This window comes from Hydrogenoanaerobacterium saccharovorans (genome assembly GCF_003814745.1).
Lineage (GTDB): Bacteria > Bacillota > Clostridia > Oscillospirales > Ruminococcaceae > Hydrogenoanaerobacterium > Hydrogenoanaerobacterium saccharovorans.
The window spans coordinates 1,917,815-1,937,545 of sequence record NZ_RKRD01000001.1; the positions used below are offsets into that span (position 1 = coordinate 1,917,815).

Consider the following 19,731-nt stretch of genomic DNA (forward strand, 5'->3'; position numbering starts at 1 on the left):
TTATATTTCGACATAATTTGCAGATTCTTTATTGATTTTTGAAATATAAATCAATCTATCAAAGAACCACAGTTTTCGCGCGCGAAAACTGTGGTTCTTTGATAGATTGCGGAGCTGCTTAAAACAGTCCTTTTTTTCTTGTCGCATTATTCAAAAATAACACAGAGCAGACGTTGATTTTCTAAGTTTATTGTAACCTGCCCTGTTGCCAAGTTGTTCTCTTGTGCAGCCCAACTAAGATCATAAATAGTTTGCTTTGTGCATGCTTTAGGCAGTTTTACAGTTGCACTGCCTTTTTCTGTTAAATCTGCATTACCGCATAATATCATAAGCTTACCATCTTCAAGCTCCCAACAAGTTGCATCGCAACCCTCAGCAATGGAATCAATCCATAAATCATCTTTAAATTGTGCGTGATGAAGATAAGGCTGGATATTTTTTCTGAAAGACAGCGCCTCTTTTGCATAGATATGGTACTCGCCTGCGTTTGGAGTCAGCCTTGTGGTAATGCCCATCCAGAGGACATTCCCCAGTAAAATGGTCCTTTGCATATCTCTAAAGAACCAAGTGTATTTCTTTTGCTCATCTTCTTCCCATCCTCTGGGGTTTACCATATTAACCTGAACAAATTCAGGGAAAGTATATTTAAACACATTGTAGTGCTCATCATAATCTGCGCCGTTCCATGTTAAATTGCCCCATGTATAGCTACCGTAAATATCGCCGCAATTTTCGGTCATCAAATACGCATTGGGGTTATATTCTTTTAATCTTCTCAGTAGCTCTTTAAGCACATATACATAGCCATTGTTAAATTCACCTATATTCTCGTGGCTATGCTCTTCACAATAACAGGCAAATGGCTCAGCCGATGCCAATTGGTCTAGGTAAATACCATCACAGCCATAGGCTTTCATAGCAAACTCTGCGGTATCAATCAGGTAGTCTCTCCACAACTTGTCAGACGGACAGCTTACCGTAAAGCTTTCAGGACCGTAAGTTTCATAGAGCATGTTGCCTTTTGCATCGCGCAGCGCCATATTCTCTCCTACCAGCTTATGAAAGTCCGATTTTAAATCAAAAATACGTGCGTTGATGTATAAGGTAGAAAAGCCGCCGTTGTTGCGAACATATTCTAAACCTCTGCGGAATTCCATAGCAGAGCCAAGCTCCATATCAGGGTAGTATTCGGGATAGTAAGAGTCAAACCCTGTTCTGTTCCAGCTGGCTAAAAACATGTGCCGTACACCCCAAGACTTACCTTCGTCAAATAGTTTAGGAATATCCTTGAATTTATTTTCAACAACACCGGTACGCTTAAAGTTGTAGCATTGGTTTAGGGCATATTCCTCTTCCAAAAAAGCAGGCGTATGGTCTAAATCCAGTTGAGGAACGATGTATTCTCGGTACAATTGCGCACCATAATGCCAGTCTTTTTCAGATACTGCAATGCAGTATTCACCTGTATGATAAGTTTCGCCTTGGCGGATGCGATGGTGTTTTCGAAACCCCAAACCCATATAAGGTGTTTTTTCTGTTCCACTCTCTGCGATGATACCTGTTACTGGATAACGTGCATCATGAGAGCCAATATAAAGTCCGTTTTGTGCGTCATAGTAATACATCCAGCTCATAGATGCCAAGCCGCAGTAGTTTATTTCTCTGCGGAATATATCACCATACGGCTCGCTGCCCGCTCGCCAAAAACCAAGGTTTTTTTCGGTACCGTATTCTTTAATTGGGTTCAGTGTACGCTCGCCCGCATGATGGGGGTAAATAATAGCATCATCTTCATAGCTCTCGCCCAAATAAATACCGCTGATGTGCGGACAAAGAACTTCTACAATATCTATTTCTGTTTCTTCGTTGGTAATTTCTGCCCAAATAAGCATGCGGTCTTCTTTTGCTTTTAGATGAAGAATTACTTCAACTTTTCTACCGCCAAAGGTTTTATATGTAACAATCTGATATCCATCTTTTGTAGCCGGCTCTCCTTTTGCGGGCAGCAATTCCATCTTTTCTTTTGTGCTTTTGTCTAGCGCATATAAAGCAATCAACGGTACATTGGGCACACTCTTTATAAAGTCATCCCCTGTATGGGTATGAACCAAATGAATAAAATTATTAATTTGCAGAGAAAATTCGGCTTTAAAAGTACTTCCTATTATTTGCATGATATATTCATCCTTTACTAGCAACTGCTATTAATATCCGTATTTCTCGTAATTATCTAATGCATCGCCATTAATTTTAGAGGCATTGGGCATATGGTTTGATATGTATACACTTGGTTTGAGACCCATTTCCAATAATTTTTCTACAACGGTACTTTGGATTGCCCACATAGCGTAGCTTGCACTGATACCGCTTGCCGGACAGATAGACTGACCCATTTCTTTTACCTCAACCAGGGTGTCTCCATAGTTAGTGCAGTTGTCGATGCAGTAGGTGCATGCTTCAAACAATCGTTTGCCGGAAGGATGTTTTGAGGTAAGGTGTTTTGAATAATCTACCGATGTAATAGCAACAGTCAGGCAATCTTTTTCGTTTGCTTTCAGCGCTAAATCTACCGGAAAGTAGTTGTATCCCGAAACTGAACCAATCATAATAATATCTCCGTCAAGAATGTTGGCACGTCCTAATACATAATCTGCAAAACCAGGTACACTGTCGTATCCTACAATTCCCCTTGCCGGAGAAGGTCTGTGACGGACAGGGTTTTGAATTTCGCATGTAATTTTGATTGCTTTTAGTGCCATCATACCACCGGTACGCCCAACGCCCTCAAACATAAGCATGTGGCCAGTGTCCATAATATGCCATGCTGCACCTTTTGCAAGACGCTTTGCAATCTCATCCGACACCTTAATGATGGTATCTCGTTGAGTCTCTTCAAATTTATTCAATACACTTTTCATGGCTGTAAAATATTGATCCATTAACATGGTAGGTTTACTCCTTTAAGTATATTATTTATAATTTGGGGGCTCTGTATGTCACAGCCCTCTTTGTTTTCTAAAACATAAAGTACTCCTCCAATACAAGGGGAATATTTACTTGGTGAAAAGCTGCATTGCGGCAGCATGTTACGCAAGCAATCTTGAAAAGGTCTTATAATCAGCTCTCCCATTTTAGAGACACCGCCTATAAGCGAAACTTCAAGCCCGCAGCTGTCGATTCTGCCTGCTGCCATAGCAGCAAGGTTTACAAGCTCTTGTGCTGCCTCTTGTAGAATTTTTTGCGCTGTTGGGTCATTTTCTTCTGCTGCTTTTGCTACAATTGTGCAAAGGGCTGCAATTGCACTGCGTGTAAAATCTTGCTTATAAACTATATGGCGGAGTTCTGCTGTGGTTTTAATATCCAGCTTTTGCAGTACCAACTCCTCCAGCAGCCCCCCTTTTAATTGCATATCATAAAGCTGCGTCAAGCGGGTTAAGCAAAGGATACCTATATGATATCCACTGCCAAAATCACCTATTAAGGGCCCCCACCCCCCTATGACTGCTCTGTTTCCCTTATAATCTTTACCCAATGCAAAAGAACCCGTTCCGCTGAGCACAACAATGCCCTGCCCCTTGCCTAACGCCCCATAAAACGCATTTTCTTCATCACCCTGCAGTTCAATTTTATTAAACTGCAGTTCTTGTTTTAAAATATGTAAACATGGTTTAAAGCCGGGTATAAAAAGCGCTATTTCAGTAATATCTTTCAATGCTAAATCTGCCTGTTTTAAACAGGTGAGAATCCCTTCTTTTACAACATAAACGGCTTGCTGCTCGCCTGTAAATATTGCATTGGCTGCAGAACTTTTTGATTTTGCCAAAATCATCCCATGAGAGTTAAAAAGAAGAAATTCGCCCTTCGTTCCTCCTGCATCGCATACGATATAGTAGTTCATATTTTTGCTCCTTAGCATAGTGCTTTAATTCTTCCTTGATATTCGGCAACAGCAGCGGCATTAAATTCGTCTCCCCCCGGTATATTTGCACTCATATAAATAGGAGGAAGCATTCCATTTTCTAAATAGTAGTTTTCAATTTTTAAAACAATTCTTTGGGCAATAAACAAGCTGCTAAAGGTAGATGCGCCGCCTGTTGGCTGCCCGTTTTTTGGTACCTTTACCAAGCCATCACCAAATGGTGCGTGGTTATCAATAACAATATCGCACACTTCATATAGTTTTTTACCATCAGGATGGCGCGGTTTTAAAGTTTTAGAAGTTTCTAGCGAGGTAACCGCTACAACGGTAAGCCCTTTCTTTTTGGCATAAAGCGCTGCTTCTATCGGCACTATATTTATACCGGTGTTTGATGAAATGATAATCGTATCCCCATGTGCTAAGCCGGCTTTACTTAAAACTTCTTCTGCCTTACCGGGCATTCTTTCGTTAAATGTACTGGATATTGCCCCCTCATGGAGCATGAGCGAGTTATCCAGAATCGGGTTGATGGGAATTAGCCCGCCGGCACGGTAGAACATCTCTTCTACAATCATATGGGAATGACCTGTTGAAAAAACATGGAGAAGCCCGCCGTTTTGTATTGAACGGTATGCACAAGCTGCAGCTTGCCCGATGCCCTGCAACTCATTTTTTTCGACATCCTGCAACATACGGCAAATACGTTCAACATAAACTTCATCGTTTATAAGTTGTGTATCCATACAAATCTCCTATAGATTGGTTATATTATGAAAGGTGAGGAGTCTGCTCAGCCCCCCACCTTTTGGTTACAGAAAATTATTTGCTTAAAATTTGTTTTGCCTGAGCATCAACATTTTTCGCAAAATCTTCCGGAGCAACTGCGCCTGCCCAAAGAGCTTCACATTCTTTTTGGAACATTGTTTGGAAACCGGCACCGTTCAAGTTTACAGGGAACGGTACAGCAGCTTCTAATGCCTGAACAAAATATTTGTTATAGGGTGTTTTTGCTTCAAATGCTGTGGTATCAACTTCTTTGGATGCAGGAAGACCGTAATTCATATCCAAAGCAATTTGCTGCCCTTGTTTACCAGAGAGAAATTCGACTACTCTCCAAGATAAATCCGGATTTTTTGCAGCTTTTGGAATAACCCATGAGTTAACAAAAGAAGATGTTCTGCTTACACCATCAACAGAAGGCATAGGCAATACTGTGTATTCTGTGCCGTTTGCATCAAAGGTAGAAGCTGTAGATAGTGCGCCTATCTGCATTGCAACTTTATTTGCCATAAAGGGCGAAAACTCGCTGTCGCCAAACTGTGATGCCTGTGCTGCCGATGGGCAAACTTTATAGGTATTGTACAAATCATACATATATTTTAATGCTTCCATAGTTTTTTCATCGGTTGAAAGTACACTGCTTTTGCCGTCATCTGAATACAATTTACCGCCAAAGCTTGCCATGAGTGCATATGTTTGGTCGGTGTAGTTTTTCCAGTAGTAACCCCATTGGCTTTCTGCTCCAGTGCCTTTTGTAAGTTTTTTTGCAATATCTGTAAACTCTTCAAGAGTCCAGTTGTCTGCCGGGATTTCAATGCCTGCCTCTGCAAACATTTTTGTGTTGAGATACATTACTTTGGGCGTAACGTCTCTTGCTGCTGCATACATAGTGCCCTGTACCGTTAAAGCGTCTTTAACAACAGGATACAAAGAATCTTTGTAATCTTGAGAAGCCATATCGTCTAACGGAAGCAGCATACCGGACAATGCGTATCTGGGGATTTGGTCCATAGCAAGCATCATCACGTCAGGGATTTCACCGCCTGCCAGTTTGGTTACCATAGTGTCTGCATATTTGCTCGGGATGGTAATAAACTCAAGTTTAATATCCGGGTTTTCTGCTTCAAAATCCTCTTTCATCTTCTTAAGATGCTCAACTTTTGTAATGTCCCACCAAGTATAAACTTTTAGCGTCTGTACTCCAGGTGAAGCTGCATCTTGTTTTGACGTGCCTTCGGGTGCAGAAGCAGGTTTTCCGCCGCAAGCTGCCAAACTGAACACCATAACCAGCGCTAAAATCAATACAGTTAGCTTAGAGAAAAATGATTTTTTCATGTTTCTTCCTCCGTATAATTTATTTTTATAATTACCCGTAATGGGGAACCAACAAGCTATCTACCGCCAAAACCTGCGTTCATAGATGAAGATATAAAATACTTTTGGAAAGCAAAAAACACTAAAATAATCGGTACAATACTAATAGTTGCACCTGCAAGAAGAACCGCCCAGTTAGAATCCCACTCTTTTAAATATTTCAGTCCCACAGTCAGCGTCATTTTGTCAAAATCGTTGATGACAATCATAGGCCAAAGAAACTGGTTCCAAACGGTTCTAAAGCTTAGAATTGCTGTTGTAGCAATGGCGGGCTTAGAATTTGGTAATATAATTTTGAAAAAGATTCTTATTCGAGAGCATCCGTCAATAATGGCAGCGTTCTCTAAATCTTTTGGAATGCTTAAGAAAAACTGCCGAAAGAAAAAGATGTTAAAGGCATTGGTTGCAGTAAACATACTGGTTAAAAACAATGCGGTATAGGTATTATAAAGGTTTAAATCTACTATTGTTTTATAGTTTGGTATTAAGGTAACGTGGCTTGGTATCATCATTGTTGCAATAAATGCCAGAAAGATAATATTTCTTCCCTTAAAATTCAAACGAGTTAATGCATACGCTGTTATGGATGCAATGACAATCATAGAAAATGGAATTGCAATTGATAAAACAATCGAGTTAAGTATAAACTTGCCAAATGGAAGTACTTCAAAAAGCCGCTTGTAATTTTCAAGCGTAAAAGGGCGCGGAAGAATATTTAAGGGATTACCTGTGTAGAGTTGATCGATTGTCTTAAATGAAGATAATGTAGACCAAACAAAAGGATAAATCATAATAAGAGATAGAATTATCATGATTGTGTGGTAAATGAAATTTTTACTTTTTTTATAAGGTTGTACCTGCAAATTTATTCGCCCCCCTGTTCGTTTCTGAATCGATATTGTACCAAGGTTACAATGAGAATAATAATAAAGAACACCCAAGCCAATGCTGATGCATAGCCCATTTCGTAAAAGCTAAAGGCTTTTTCGTATATGTAATACATAATGGTGCTGGTCGAGCCGAGAGGCCCGCCTTCTGTCATAATAAAAATACTTTCAAACATATTGAAAGCTTCAATTACCAACAAAATAGCTACTACAAAGAATGTGTTGGACAGCATAGGAATCGTTATTTTAAAAAATTGCTGTACCTTGTTTGCGCCATCTACATCGGCAGCTTCGTAAAGAGTTTCTGGAATGGTTTGCAAACCAGATAAAAACATAAGCATATAGTAGCCGCCCATCTGCCAAACTCGCATAATTACCAGCGCAGGCTTGCTCCATACGGTACTTGCCAGCCATTGGGGTACGGTATCAAAGCCCAATACAAATAAAAAGTTGTTCAGCAATCCCATATCGGGGTTAAAAATCCACAACCAAACCATGCTGATTGCTACCGTAGAAGTAATAGACGGTAAAAACAGTGCAGCACGGTATGCTTTTACCATTCCTTTTGTCTTTTTATTAATAAAAATTGCCAGCATTAATGAGACAACTAAAACAATGGGCACTAATAAAACTACAAAATAGAGCGTATTGCCCATATATTGATAAAAGTACTTGTCCTGAAAAACCCTTTTAAAGTTTTCAAGCCCCACCCACTTTGGCGGTGTCAATAAATCCCATTCTGTAAAAGAATAATACAAAGACCTTAGTATCGAGCTGAATGTGAAAATCGTAAACCCGATCAATGCAGGTGAAACAAAAAGCCAACCTGCGGCAGCTTCTTTTTGTTTTAAACTCAGTTTATTACGTTTACAAATCTTTTTTGAGGTACTCTTGGTAGTTTTTTGTATCAGTGAATTCAAAACAACACTCCCTTTTATTCGTTATGATATTATAACAAGTTAGATGAAAAAAAGTTGAACCGCTTTTTTAAGATTAATTTTTTATTGATTGATTGTTACATTAAACTGGTATTTATCACCCCGATAGATTGATTTAACATATTCAAATGGTATTCCATCCTGTTCGAAGGTTGTACGTGTAATTTGCAAAACTGCTTTGCCCGGCTTAATTTTTAAAAGATTTGCAACATCATTGGGTGCAGAGCAAGCTTTAATGCACTGTACCGCCTTCTTTTTTTCGCAACCATAGTTATATTTTAAAATTTCATATAAAGACTTCGTTAAATCGTAACGGTCTAACCCCGGAAAGCGAAAGAATGCTATATGCACATGCTCTATTGCAATTGGTATGCCATCGGCACATCTCAAACGTTCTATGCAATATACTTTTTGGTTGCTTTCTATCATTAATTCAGCAGCCACAGACTCTGTAGGCTCTTTAATTTCTAAAGAAAGCAAGATTGTCGAAGGCTCTAGCCCCAGGCTTTTCATTTCTTCGCTGAATCCCTGCAAGCGGTTTAACTGCATATCTGTTTTTTTAACCGTAACATAACTGCCTTTTCCCTGAAGCTTATAAATATATCCTTCTTGCGTTAAACCATCCAATGCACGGCGCACTGTAATTCGGCTGACATTAAAAAGTTTACACATTTCCTCTTCAGTAGGCATCTTATCTCCCTCTATCAGCTGCCCGGATTCAATCAACGATTGATAATAGTTCATCACCTGCTGATATCGCGGCAATGCTTTCATACTCCCTCACCTTTTCTGTATGATATTTTTGAATCCATACAAAACAGATTCTTATTTCTCCTATAAATATACACTAATTACCAGCTAAAACAAGAGATAATAAACACCTTAAAGGGTAATTTCTTCAATATATCTCAGGTGAGGCGCAGAACTAAGCAAACTTACCACCTCTTGATGAGAGCGTTTTTCCAAGCTTTTTACAGTTATAATTACGCTGATACAGTGACCGTCAGATTGCCGAAACTCATTCATTTCTACTCTTGAAACATAAAAGTTATTTTCTCTTGCAAACTCAAAAAAATTGCTGATGCGCATTTGGGAGTCAAATTCCAAGTACAAATCAACGTAGCTTGAATGCATTTTTAAAGCATTGTCGATTCCATGGAGAAAAGAAATTACAAGAATAACAGCAAGCCCTCCAATGATGGCTCCTTCATAATATCCAATCCCTAATGCCAGGCCTATGCAGGCAGCAGTCCATAGGCCTGCCGCCGTAGTCAGCCCTTTGATTTGGTTGTGCCTTGTAATAATAATCGTACCTGCCCCCAAAAAGCCAATTCCGCTAACAACTTGGGCACCCATACGTACCAAATCTCCCGTTCCAAAAATTTGGTATACATATTGGTTGGTCATCATTACCAACGTTGCCCCTAGGCAAACCAGCATATAGGTTCTCAGCCCTGCAGGGCGGTTTTTTCTTCCGCGCTCTAATCCAAGAATTCCACCAATAAACAGTGCAAGAAACACTCGAACCAGCGCTGAAAGCAACGTTAACTCTCTTAAATCATTAAACATAGCTAATTAATACTCTGCTCAAACCGGTTTATTTTGGATAAGTGATACTGTAAAGTTTCCCGTCTATGCCTGAGATATAAATACGATTACCCGCTACCTCCGGTGTCGACCAAAATACCCTTTCAGGGTATCCTGCGGCATCGTAATGAAAAAGCACCTTCCCGTTTAAAGGATCTATGCCGGAAATACGCCCCCGTTCTGCCACGCGCAAGAGAATCCCCTCATGGTAGATTAGCCCGCTATCAATCTGCATTTCTTGCAAATCTCCGTCTTTTCCGTCATGTCTTAGGTCCGCAGTCCAAACGGTTGAATTATCTGCCGCATTGATTGCATAGAGGTTTCTTCCATTATTCCCTGTGTAGAACACTAAACTTCCATCGGTAGCCATACCTCTGGATGATACCTTTTGAATTGTATCGGATGTCCACTCCAACACACCGTTTGTCATATTTAAATAGCCCGGTCTGGTGTTTTGTGCATCTATACACCAAAGCTTGTTTTGTGCGATTGTTGGCCTTACATCTCCGCAAACAAACAAAGATTCATCTGTGTTCGCATTGCCTCTCCATTTAAGGCTGCCGTCCTCCAAGTTAATTGCATACCAGATATAAGTATCTCGTACAAATGCATACACCACACCGTCTTTTATGGCTGGCTGCTGACGGATAAGACCATTTGTTTGATAGCTCCAAATCATAGTTCCGGTGCTTGCATCCAGTGCATAAATTTTACCGTCTCCTGCACCGAATACCACCTTAGTCCCTTCAACAACAGGGTCGGATATTACGCTGCCCCCTGTTGTAAAACTCCAGTTGAGCTGACCGCTTTGTGCATCGACAGAATATAGTTTTTTATCGTTTGACCCAAAAAGTATCATGGTTCTTCCGTTCGATGTAAAAACAGCCGGTTTGGAGGTAACACCGTCTTGGCAGGAGAACTTCCAGTTTAGGCTGCCTGTGGTATCACTAATACAATATAAGTTTCCATCGTTGGAGCCAACATAAACCTTGTCTTGCCATGCTGTTGCAGAGGATTGTATCATATCACTTGTTTCAAAAATCCAGTTTGTAGTTACAGAGCCTCCTTCCCACTCGTAATCCATATAATTTGTCCATTTGTTTTGCTTACCATCAAATACTTCTACACCAACAAAATGCTTACCATACGGTATTTTAGGTGCATAATCGGATATAGAAATAGTACCTACCCAGTGGTTTTCTTTATCTTTTGTTAACAAAGTGTAGTTGCCATAATTGTCAATTCGTGCTTTTACAGAAGAAATACCGTCCGGTGCTTGCGTAACAGCTACATTTACAGTAACATTACCGTTTGCGTCCGGTATAGCAGATTCGATTGTAAACTTTGTTTTGCGCGTGTTATTCATAGTACCTGATAACCAAAGCTTTTTGCTGCCATCGGACGCTTTGCATTTGTAAATATAATAATTTTTGCCTGTAAAGCGTATAGTAACATAATTTTGTTCGGGGTTATCTTTTACATATGTAATATAATTTACAGGAACTCCATCTTCTATAACATTTCCATAATAATGAAGATGCCCTGACATATAGGCAATTACATTATTTTCTTTTACTGCATTTAAAAGTTCATGCCTTGCAGTAACATTATTGTTAATTTTAAACGGATGGTGGGCGAACAGTATGACCGGCATCTCTTTCGGGATGGTGTTTAAGTCAGCTTTCAGCCACTCTAACTGGGCTTTATTTATTTTGCCGTCTAATTCCAAGTTTACTGTAGAATCTAACAAAACAAAATGTACACCCTTATGGTCAAACGATTGGTATAAAGGCCCTATGCGATTTTTAAAATCGTTTTTGCCATTAGAGTTCCACCAGCGCACATCGTGGTTGCCCGGTGTAGTGTAAACAGGGTTTGTAAATAAAGTCTTATCTTTTTTGTATAGTTCGTATTGCTCGGGGGTTCCGTGGTCCGTAATATCACCTGTTACAATGGTGAAATCAGGCTGTACCTTTGTATTGATTTCGTTAATAATACTTTTAAAATTGCTGCTGCCAATCAGCTCGTGAACATCTGAAATTTGCGCAATTTCAAAGCCCTCAAATGTTCCATACTCTACAAGGAGCTCTACATAATCCACTTTTCTGGTAAAAGAGCGTACAGCTGAATTGTAAATTCTTGCAGTTACCTCCCCTTCCGCAGAAATATATCGGCTCAATTCCATAGGGTCGGTAACAGTAAAACGAAGCGTTTCATCCTTATCCGATACCATAGATGTTCTAAATACGTTAAATTTATCGGTATCATAATTATACAGTGAAATGTACTGGTTATTTGCTGAATTATCTACACTGGTGTTTATACTAACAGTAACAGCGTAAACTTGGTCGGCAGCAATTCCAACATTAAATTTGCTTTGAAAAGCTATTTTATTTGCGGCATCAGAACTAAGCTTTAAAAAATCTGCATCTTTTGCGGTAATACTTGTTTCGTTGCCACCTATAATACTGCCATATTCTGTAATAATTGTATCGGCAGCAAATTTTTTTACATTTTCCGCCGTTTGATGATAGACATTTAAATGAAGATAATCGGTATCTCTGGTAAAACTTTTGGTTGCCGAATTATATAGACGAATTCTCACTTCTCCATCATCTGAAATCCAGCTGGACAACCTAGTTGGAGCAGATAAAACAACTGTTTTGTTTGATGCCGTTGTTTTACAATCTGACACTGCTACCGTTTCCCAATTGTTTGTATCAAAGCGAAATATCGAAATCCAAAGGTCATTTGCATCTATGCTTGTTTTTCCGTCGTATTCTATTTCCAGGCTCTGCACAGATGACTTGGCACAGTCAAGAAACAGAGAAGTATACCACGCCACTTTATTTGAAACAGAGCTGACGGAATAATATTTATTATCCCTGTCTTTTAAGTTTACAGAATTTGATGTTGTTTCTGTACCCGTTTCAAGGGTTACAGAAGTAACGTCGTAACTATAAACTGTATGATTGGAACTTGCTTTTGCAGCACCAGTTAATGAGATATTATCAAGTGAAAGTTGAATATCCATAGATGATTGAATGCTTATTTTCACCTGAACCTGGTCTGCTTGTACAAACATATCTGCCTGAGGGAGCGTAAATGTTTTTACAGTATATTGCGTGGTAAAATTTATACTTCCTACCGATTGATACTGATTTGTACTGGGATTAAAGATTAAAACATCGCCTGTAACAGGACTGGATGCTTTCGCGGTTACGGATAATGTTATTGTTTGCGGTGAGGCGTTTGAAGTAACTGCAAAAGTACCCAAGCTTTCTATTGCACCTGCTACAGATGCTACTTCTAAAGCTTGGCGATCTTCTAAATCTAAAAAAGAGTTTTTTCCTGAATTGATTTTACCTTTTTCAATACTCCAATGCGAGAGTTGATACGAAGTTAAATATTCTTCTGCGCTATAGTTGCTTACCTGTGCTGCATAAGCAGATGGAATACACGTTCCACTAATAACAACTATCAAACAAAAACAGACTAGTTTTTTTAGCAACGTATTCATCTTTAACCATCCTTATATTATAAATTTTTTAAGAATTTCTGTAGACTCAGCGTTTTGAAAAATCTGTTTTGCTTTTTTCTCGTATTGATCCGCCTTTTGCGGAGTAAAAAAATGTGTAAGCAGCAACCGTTTTACTTGTGCATTTTTTGCAATATTTGCAGCCTGTGTTACCGTCATATGATGGTCGGTTCTGGTATCGTCAATATCTTCAAAGATGGTTGATTCACAAAGTAAAACATCTGCATTGCAAGATAACATTTCAAGTGCGGTACACTGTGCGCTATCGCCTGAATACACAAGCGATTTTCCGGCATTTTCAACTTTTACAGCAAACGAATTGCCAAAGTGTTTTACCTCCGAAAATTTATATTGAACACCTGCTTTATCAAGTACCATGCCATCATAGATTGATGTAATATGAAATACATGGTTTGTTGCTATTTCATCTAACATCCACTGCGGTGCCGCAGGCATGATAAGTTCGATAGGTTGAATTTCTTCCCCCAAAGACTTTCTGGTTTCTAAAGCATATTTAATACAAAATAAATCTGCCATATGGTCGAAGTGCAGGTGAGAAATAATAATAACGTCCAAATCTTTAAGGTTGCATACATGTTGGAGTTTGGCAGCGCTTCCGTTACCCGCATCTAATAAAATTTTTTGTGTGCCGGTAAGTAACAAAAAAGAAGAACAAGCACCGTCTTTGATGGGACAGGTTCCGTTATTTCCTAATACTACAAGCTCCATTTCTCGTCCTCCAACTCATTATGTTGTCATACTGATTATGTTGTTATAATAACATTGTATCTAGTTTATTTCAATATAAGATTAACTGTTTTATATATTTTTTACTTATTGAACAATATTAGCTTCCATTTTATAAGCTAGTTCCATAATGCTTGTTATCCATATTTATAACATGTTTGTTAGTTTGAATCATTACATGCCTTTATCTTTTAACAACAAAATTTCAGTCGAATAAAACATTTTAACTTTAATTTATAAATTAACTGCTTAATTAAGGCAACAAAAAACAGCCTTTGCTGCTGGTTTTTCAACCTACAGTAAAAGCTGCTCTTGTTATAGACGAATCTTTTGCTTTTCACTTTTTAAATTGTATGAGGGACAAAATTGGCTTACACAATTTGCAGATTATTGTTTGTGCTGCCTCCCCTGTACGTCTATATCGAAATTATCGTAGTAAATCATTTCACCAACCAATTTGAAACTGTATCCTTTTTCCTTAAGTCTGCGAATAATTTCAGGCAATGCTTCCACAGTATTCTTTTTACCTACATGAAATAAAGTAATACTGCCGTTTTGCACATTGTCTACTACTCTTTTTGTCATTTCTTCAGCAGAGGGGTTTTTCCAGTCACGCGAGTCACTATCCCACACAAAGTCCAACACGCAGCAGTACTTGAAAAAACACGTGTGATGCAGATTCATTCAATGCCCAAAGAATCGAAAGTCTTCTCTATATGGAACAGTGTCTGAAGTACGCTGATACCAATCCAGCATTTTTTCTTCTAATTCGAGTCTTATCTCGCGATACGATTCATCATGATAGCAATTTTGCGTTTCTTTAGGATCTTCACAAAGATTGTACAGTTCATTTTCCCCTGATGTTCTGCGCACCAATTTGTATTCCAGTGTGCGGATCATGGTAGTACGGCAAACAGATTCGGGGTGCTCTTGCTGCATTCTTTGTTTAGGATAATATACATTTAAGGGGTTTGCTCCACAAGTCGTTCTTCCTCTCCAGCCCTCAAAGCAATTTGGTTCGTGCATATCGTACCCGCCCTCGCAGAATACTGCCCTGTTTTTATCTCCATTTGCACCTTGAAGCTGTGGCACCAGTGATTGAGCAAAATGCGTATGCTCTGCTTTTATACCTGCAAGTTCCAATATAGTTGGCATAATATCAAAAAGTGCTGTTTGTTCTTTTACAACATGCCCTTTTGTACCATTTGGAGTTTTGATAATGAGCGGAACGCGCACAATCTCGTCATCCATTGCATTTGGCCATTTTTCCACCAAATGTCTGGTTCCATGCCAATCGCCGTGGTCAGACGATATGATAACTGTTGTGTCATCGGCCAAACCGCATTCTTCTAACGTTTTATTGAGTTCTCCCAGCAAATAATCTACATAGCTTACCATTCCAAGATACACTGCATAAATTTTTGCGAAAAATTCACGCGGCAGCTTGTCTAAATTGCGATATTTACGTATTAATTCTTCGTAAGATGGCTTTTTTTCCAGTGGCTCCATCAAATCTTCACCTACCACAGCAGGGTCGTATTTATTATAAAACCGATCCATAACTGTATAAGGCGGGTGTGGCAATTCAATAGGCAAAAAGAGCATAAAAGGTTTATCACCCTTTTTTCGTGATTTCAGAAAATCAATTCCTCTGCCTACATCAATATCCAATGGCATATCTTCCCCTTGAGGAGAAGACGGTTTGAACAGAAAAGAGTAATATTCATCATCTGCCGTAGAAAATGCATTCTCGTTAGAAAGTACACCTTCATGCGGGCGTGAGGGAATAAACTCTTTTTTTGCCCGTTTTTCCTTAATATTGTTGCATACTTCATCCAAATATGCATCGCTGTATAAATCGTTTTTTCCAAACCATGCAATATCGTAACCGGAATTTTTCAGGTAACGAAAAAGGCTTGGTTCTTCGGGTTGAAGCAAGTGCCACAAAGTGCGGTGCCCGTGGTTGTGCACATAGGTACCTGTCATCATGCTGCATCTGGAGGGAGAGCAAACAGGGTTCTGTACAATGCAATGTTCAAAGCGAACCCCTTCAGACGCTATTTTATCCATATTAGGTGTTTGAACGTGACTATTTCCATAACATGAAACAGATGATGCACTCATTTCATCGGGGAAAAAGAATACAAAATTCATAAGATACCCCTATCTATTACAAATTTTAAATTTTTGAATAAAGATCCTTTTATATTCCTCGATACCTCTTCACAAAGAAATTTACACCCAACAAGGGGAGTTCTACCAATTTGAGGGTAAACATGCTGCCTGTACTGCAAAACTTCTTAATTATTTGGTGTTTATATAATGTTTTTTACAATATTAAAAATGCATATTGTAAATACCAAAACCTGTACCCCATTAAAACATATTTCTACCGTTTTTTCGGACAGCTTTTTATTAAGCCAAGAGCCTATAAAACCGCCCAAAATTGCGCCAACTACCATCGGCAGCAGCATCGATAAATTATACACGGCGAAACCTGTAGAAAATGCCACTGAAAACAATTTTGATATTTGTGCAAATAAAATCGTAACGATGGAATAAACGGTTGCTGTTTTTGTCCCGAAAGAAAATAAAAATATAAGCAATGCAACATTAATAGGGCCGCCGCCTATACCTAAAAAGGATGAAATAAACCCCAAAAATGTACCCGCCACCAGGGATGGAATTATACCGCTTAAACCCAAAGTTTTAATTTTATTCTTGTACAGCATGTAAAAAAACACAGCAATAATAAGTAAAGCAAGCAGAATATTTTGCACTACCAAAACAATTTGATTATTGCCTAAGCGGGCAATAATTGCAGTAAGAATGACCTGCCCTATATTCCCCCCCATAACAGAACCTATCGAAAGCGGCAAGGCAGTTTTAACGCTGATTTTCACTTTTTGCTGAATTTGTTTCATAACCGAAACAATTGCCATTGCAAAAACTGTTATACACGATAGCATGCCGATTGTAGCAACATCATATTGATTTAAAACATCCAGCACCGGTTTAATAATTACGCCGCCGCCCATACCGGTCATTGCTCCTGCTGTAGTTGCACCTATTGCAATAATAAAATAAATTATATATTCCATTCTTATCCTCCCATCAAATCTTGTGTTATCCTCAATTTTAAATTACAATCATCTGATTACATCACAAACTGTCGAAAAATCTATTATAAATTAAAACTAAAATTACGCTTTCAGCAAACATAACACAGACATGAATAAGAGAACTCCTTTTGACTTATATTGCTCATTTATTTGTTTTATAGCGATCAGCCATTTCTTCTAAAGAAACGCGCTCTACTTTGCTAGCGTAGCCAACTGAGCCGAACTCTACAATCAGAGTACCAACAACTTCTTTAACACCGCGCTCTACACAATCAACAATGGCTGCTACGTCATCGTTGGGGATAATACCTGTAGTAACAGTATCCATAATCGGCGGCAGAAATGCTCTTGGGTCAAACTGATTATTTTTCTCACACAGTGAGCTGTAAATTGCACCGATTGATTCACTTTTTTGCAGCTCGGGGCGATTCTTGAACAATTCCCACATATTACGGGTAACAGCTAAGCGGATATCGGTATCAACGTTGATTTTACCAATACCGTAAGGGATAACCGATTTCAACTCACTGATAGGAATACCGTATGCATTTTGAATATTACCGCCTAATTTATTGATCTCATCGACAATATATTGAGGTACTGTAGATGAACCATGTGAAACCAATACGCCGAAAATACCTTCGTGGCGCAGGTTTTCGGTACAAGCAATTGCAATTTCTTTACGCAGTTTTACATCTTTGCCTTTGCTTGCCCCATGCATAGTTCCGTAAGAAATTGCAAGGCAGTCTACCTCTGTTTTTCTAAAGAATTCAACCACACTCATCGGGTTGGTATAGGTAGAATTTGCTGCAAAGACACGATCTTCTACACCGGCGAGAACGCCCAGTTCGCCTTCAACCGAAACGCCTCTTGCATGTGCATATTTTACAACCTCACGTGTTAGCTCAATATTATCGTTAAAGCTCAGTGAAGAACCGTCAATCATAACGGACGAATATCCATTATCAATTGCTGCTTTGACGGAGTCAAAATCCTTGCCATGGTCGAGGTGAAGAACTACCGGAATATCTGCCTCTTCTGCAAATTTACGAACAGCATCGGCAATACGTTTTGCACCAATCTGTTTATCCTTTAATGTTGCATTGGCAAAATCGGTTCTTCCGCCCATAAATCCGTTTGCAAGGTCTGCACCTTGTAAAATTGCGGCAGAACGGAACATTTTGTGTACGTCGATAACCGCTTTTGCTTGTGCAACTGCATTCACGTTAAATGCGCCTTGTGCAAAACCATATTTGCTGACTGTTTCGAGCAGAGGTCTAAGTGGAATAATTGGCATATAATTTTCTCCTTAAATTTTTAATGAAATGAGTCTCTCGGAAAGAGAGTTGTATTGAAACCGGGGAATCTCGGTATCTGTTTGTGTGAATCAAAGCAAGTTTTTTGCGCAAGTTCGCCATCTTTTAAACATTGCTGAGATGTCTTTTCCATTTCCTTTATCATGATTTCTTTTAATTCTTTTAGTACAAAATTATAATCTTTCTGTTCGGCAAGGTTGCACTGCTCATAAGGGTCTTTTTCCAAATCAAAAAGCAGCTCACCTCCACCCGCTGTTGCCCAAGTGTATTTATAGTTGTTTTTAATTACGGCAAAAAATTTATGGTCGCAGTTACCGTAAAAAGTTTTTTCTTCTTCCGTGTGCATATATTCCAGCAGGTTGGTTCCGTCTAAACATTCTGTACCTTGTACCGAACAAATGGAAAGGATTGTTGGCATTAAATCTGCAAGAGTAATCAGCTTATCACAGCGTACACCCGCATAATGAGGATGTGATTCACCGAATTTTGCAGGAGGCTTGATGATAAAGGGGATATGCGCCGACCCTTCAAGAAAAACGCTTTTTGCCCCCATATTATGGTCTCCCAACATCTCCCCATGGTCTGATGTGAAGAGAATCCAAGTGTTTTCCAACAAATCAAGCTCTCGCATTCTTGCAAAAAGAATGCCCAAGTTGTAATCGATCTGAGTAATACAAGCGTAGTATGCACGCTTTATTTGCTGCTTTTGATAGTCTGACATCCGCCAAATGTTATTGAGCTGAAACGTCGGCTCGTAAAAACCAAGCGGGATGTTATTGCCGTCTTGTGACCAATCACCCACAACCGGGGGCGATATGGGGGCATCTTTATAAAGCTCCCAATACGAACGGCAAGGGTCAAACGGAGGATGAGGTTTCGTAAAGCTTGTCCAAAGAAAAAATGGACGCGTAGGGTCACGGTTTTCTAAAAAGTCCACCGATTTTTCAACTGTCCAGTGGGTAAGAGAATCACTTTCATCAACCGAATTGACGACAGGCTCCATCTCATTTTCGCCTACACCATGAGCCCTGCATGAAACTTTACCGTGCTTTCGCATTTCATTAAAATAATCCATGGGAAGGTCTGCGTGCTCAATACCATAGGTTGTACGCATTGGGTTGAAATGCAACTTACCTTCTGCCCTTGTTTGGTACCCGGACTGAGTAAGTAAAGAGGCAAGTGTTGCCCTATCTTTCATAGGAAGGCAATCGTTGTGGTTACCAACTAAACCGTGATGATAGGCAGATAACCCCGTCATTATGGTTGCTCTTGCAGGCATGCATACTGGGCAATCGGAATAACAGCGGGTAAATGCAATTCCCTCATCAACTAACCAATTTAAATGCGGTGTAAAGATTTCGCGGTTTCCTAATGCTGCAATTGTATCAAACCGTTGCTGGTCGGTTGTAATTAATAGTATATTCGGCCTGCCCATTGCTTACATCGCTCCTTCTTACCCAATTGATATTATTTAAAAACGCCTTGTAAAACTCAATATTAAATTTTATAAATTATACAGTAGT

General features: G+C 39.3%; 16 protein-coding genes. All 16 read right to left on the bottom strand.

All coding sequences use genetic code 11. The features are described 5' to 3' along the window. Window positions 1-146: 146 nt before the first annotated feature. On the bottom strand, window positions 147-2,174 hold the full coding sequence (locus EDD70_RS08980; RefSeq protein ID WP_092750904.1) for a DUF6259 domain-containing protein: 2,028 nt from the start codon (window positions 2,172-2,174) through the stop codon (window positions 147-149). Between the two features lie 30 nt (window positions 2,175-2,204). Further along, the gene (locus EDD70_RS08985; RefSeq protein WP_092750902.1) at window positions 2,205-2,945 is read right to left on the bottom strand and encodes a sugar isomerase domain-containing protein; all 741 of its coding nucleotides are present in this window, start codon (window positions 2,943-2,945) and stop codon (window positions 2,205-2,207) included. Further along, window positions 2,939-3,898, bottom strand: coding sequence for an N-acetylglucosamine kinase (locus EDD70_RS08990; protein WP_162840759.1), 960 nt, complete (start codon window positions 3,896-3,898; stop codon window positions 2,939-2,941). The genes EDD70_RS08985 and EDD70_RS08990 overlap by 7 nt, the downstream gene beginning before the upstream one ends. 11 nt (window positions 3,899-3,909) lie before the next feature. Further along, complete coding sequence (locus tag EDD70_RS08995) at window positions 3,910-4,662, bottom strand: sugar isomerase domain-containing protein (protein WP_092750897.1); 753 nt, start codon at window positions 4,660-4,662, stop codon at window positions 3,910-3,912. A gap of 76 nt (window positions 4,663-4,738) precedes the next feature. Then, on the bottom strand, window positions 4,739-6,034 hold the full coding sequence (locus EDD70_RS09000; protein WP_092750895.1) for an ABC transporter substrate-binding protein: 1,296 nt from the start codon (window positions 6,032-6,034) through the stop codon (window positions 4,739-4,741). A 56-nt stretch (window positions 6,035-6,090) separates the two neighbouring features. Continuing rightward, window positions 6,091-6,936 (bottom strand): carbohydrate ABC transporter permease, encoded by an 846-nt coding sequence (locus tag EDD70_RS09005; RefSeq protein WP_242943054.1) that lies wholly within the window; start codon window positions 6,934-6,936, stop codon window positions 6,091-6,093. 2 nt (window positions 6,937-6,938) lie between these two features. Next, window positions 6,939-7,880 (bottom strand): carbohydrate ABC transporter permease, encoded by a 942-nt coding sequence (locus tag EDD70_RS09010; RefSeq protein ID WP_242943053.1) that lies wholly within the window; start codon window positions 7,878-7,880, stop codon window positions 6,939-6,941. 81 nt (window positions 7,881-7,961) lie between these two features. After that, window positions 7,962-8,672, bottom strand: coding sequence for a GntR family transcriptional regulator (locus EDD70_RS09015; RefSeq protein ID WP_092750893.1), 711 nt, complete (start codon window positions 8,670-8,672; stop codon window positions 7,962-7,964). Between the two features lie 108 nt (window positions 8,673-8,780). Then, the gene (locus EDD70_RS09020; RefSeq protein WP_092750891.1) at window positions 8,781-9,467 is read right to left on the bottom strand and encodes an MgtC/SapB family protein; all 687 of its coding nucleotides are present in this window, start codon (window positions 9,465-9,467) and stop codon (window positions 8,781-8,783) included. A gap of 28 nt (window positions 9,468-9,495) precedes the next feature. Then, complete coding sequence (locus EDD70_RS09025; RefSeq protein WP_092750889.1) at window positions 9,496-13,005, bottom strand: outer membrane protein assembly factor BamB family protein; 3,510 nt, start codon at window positions 13,003-13,005, stop codon at window positions 9,496-9,498. 12 nt (window positions 13,006-13,017) lie between these two features. Then, on the bottom strand, window positions 13,018-13,752 hold the full coding sequence (locus tag EDD70_RS09030) for an MBL fold metallo-hydrolase (RefSeq protein ID WP_092750887.1): 735 nt from the start codon (window positions 13,750-13,752) through the stop codon (window positions 13,018-13,020). Between the two features lie 405 nt (window positions 13,753-14,157). Further along, the gene (locus tag EDD70_RS09035; RefSeq protein WP_123811031.1) at window positions 14,158-14,403 is read right to left on the bottom strand and encodes a polysaccharide deacetylase family protein; all 246 of its coding nucleotides are present in this window, start codon (window positions 14,401-14,403) and stop codon (window positions 14,158-14,160) included. A gap of 51 nt (window positions 14,404-14,454) precedes the next feature. Continuing rightward, window positions 14,455-15,924: a sulfatase family protein gene (locus tag EDD70_RS09040; RefSeq protein WP_092750883.1), complete on the bottom strand. Its 1,470-nt coding sequence runs from the start codon at window positions 15,922-15,924 to the stop codon at window positions 14,455-14,457. A 161-nt stretch (window positions 15,925-16,085) separates the two neighbouring features. Then, on the bottom strand, window positions 16,086-16,871 hold the full coding sequence (locus EDD70_RS09045; protein ID WP_092750881.1) for a sulfite exporter TauE/SafE family protein: 786 nt from the start codon (window positions 16,869-16,871) through the stop codon (window positions 16,086-16,088). Window positions 16,872-17,034: 163 nt separating this feature from the next. Then, entirely contained in the window at window positions 17,035-18,189 is a 1,155-nt protein-coding gene (locus EDD70_RS09050) for a class II fructose-bisphosphate aldolase (protein WP_092750879.1), read from the bottom strand. Between the two features lie 20 nt (window positions 18,190-18,209). Further along, a complete protein-coding gene (locus EDD70_RS09055; RefSeq protein WP_092750877.1) occupies window positions 18,210-19,643 on the bottom strand; it encodes a sulfatase-like hydrolase/transferase in 1,434 nt (477 codons plus the stop codon). Between the last annotated feature and the right edge of the window lie 88 nt (window positions 19,644-19,731).

Bases quoted from the DNA above. Each gene is read 5' to 3' on its own strand.
- EDD70_RS08980 (WP_092750904.1), bottom strand. From the start codon at position 2,174: ATGCAAATAATAGGAAGTACTTTTAAAGCCGAATTTTCTCTGCAAATT.
- EDD70_RS08985 (WP_092750902.1), bottom strand. From the start codon at position 2,945: ATGTTAATGGATCAATATTTTACAGCCATGAAAAGTGTATTGAATAAA.
- EDD70_RS08990 (WP_162840759.1), bottom strand. From the start codon at position 3,898: ATGAACTACTATATCGTATGCGATGCAGGAGGAACGAAGGGCGAATTT.
- EDD70_RS08995 (WP_092750897.1), bottom strand. From the start codon at position 4,662: ATGGATACACAACTTATAAACGATGAAGTTTATGTTGAACGTATTTGC.
- EDD70_RS09000 (WP_092750895.1), bottom strand. From the start codon at position 6,034: ATGAAAAAATCATTTTTCTCTAAGCTAACTGTATTGATTTTAGCGCTG.
- EDD70_RS09015 (WP_092750893.1), bottom strand. From the start codon at position 8,672: ATGAAAGCATTGCCGCGATATCAGCAGGTGATGAACTATTATCAATCG.
- EDD70_RS09020 (WP_092750891.1), bottom strand. From the start codon at position 9,467: ATGTTTAATGATTTAAGAGAGTTAACGTTGCTTTCAGCGCTGGTTCGA.
- EDD70_RS09025 (WP_092750889.1), bottom strand. From the start codon at position 13,005: ATGAATACGTTGCTAAAAAAACTAGTCTGTTTTTGTTTGATAGTTGTT.
- EDD70_RS09030 (WP_092750887.1), bottom strand. From the start codon at position 13,752: ATGGAGCTTGTAGTATTAGGAAATAACGGAACCTGTCCCATCAAAGAC.
- EDD70_RS09040 (WP_092750883.1), bottom strand. From the start codon at position 15,924: ATGAATTTTGTATTCTTTTTCCCCGATGAAATGAGTGCATCATCTGTT.
- EDD70_RS09045 (WP_092750881.1), bottom strand. From the start codon at position 16,871: ATGGAATATATAATTTATTTTATTATTGCAATAGGTGCAACTACAGCA.
- EDD70_RS09050 (WP_092750879.1), bottom strand. From the start codon at position 18,189: ATGCCAATTATTCCACTTAGACCTCTGCTCGAAACAGTCAGCAAATAT.
- EDD70_RS09055 (WP_092750877.1), bottom strand. From the start codon at position 19,643: ATGGGCAGGCCGAATATACTATTAATTACAACCGACCAGCAACGGTTT.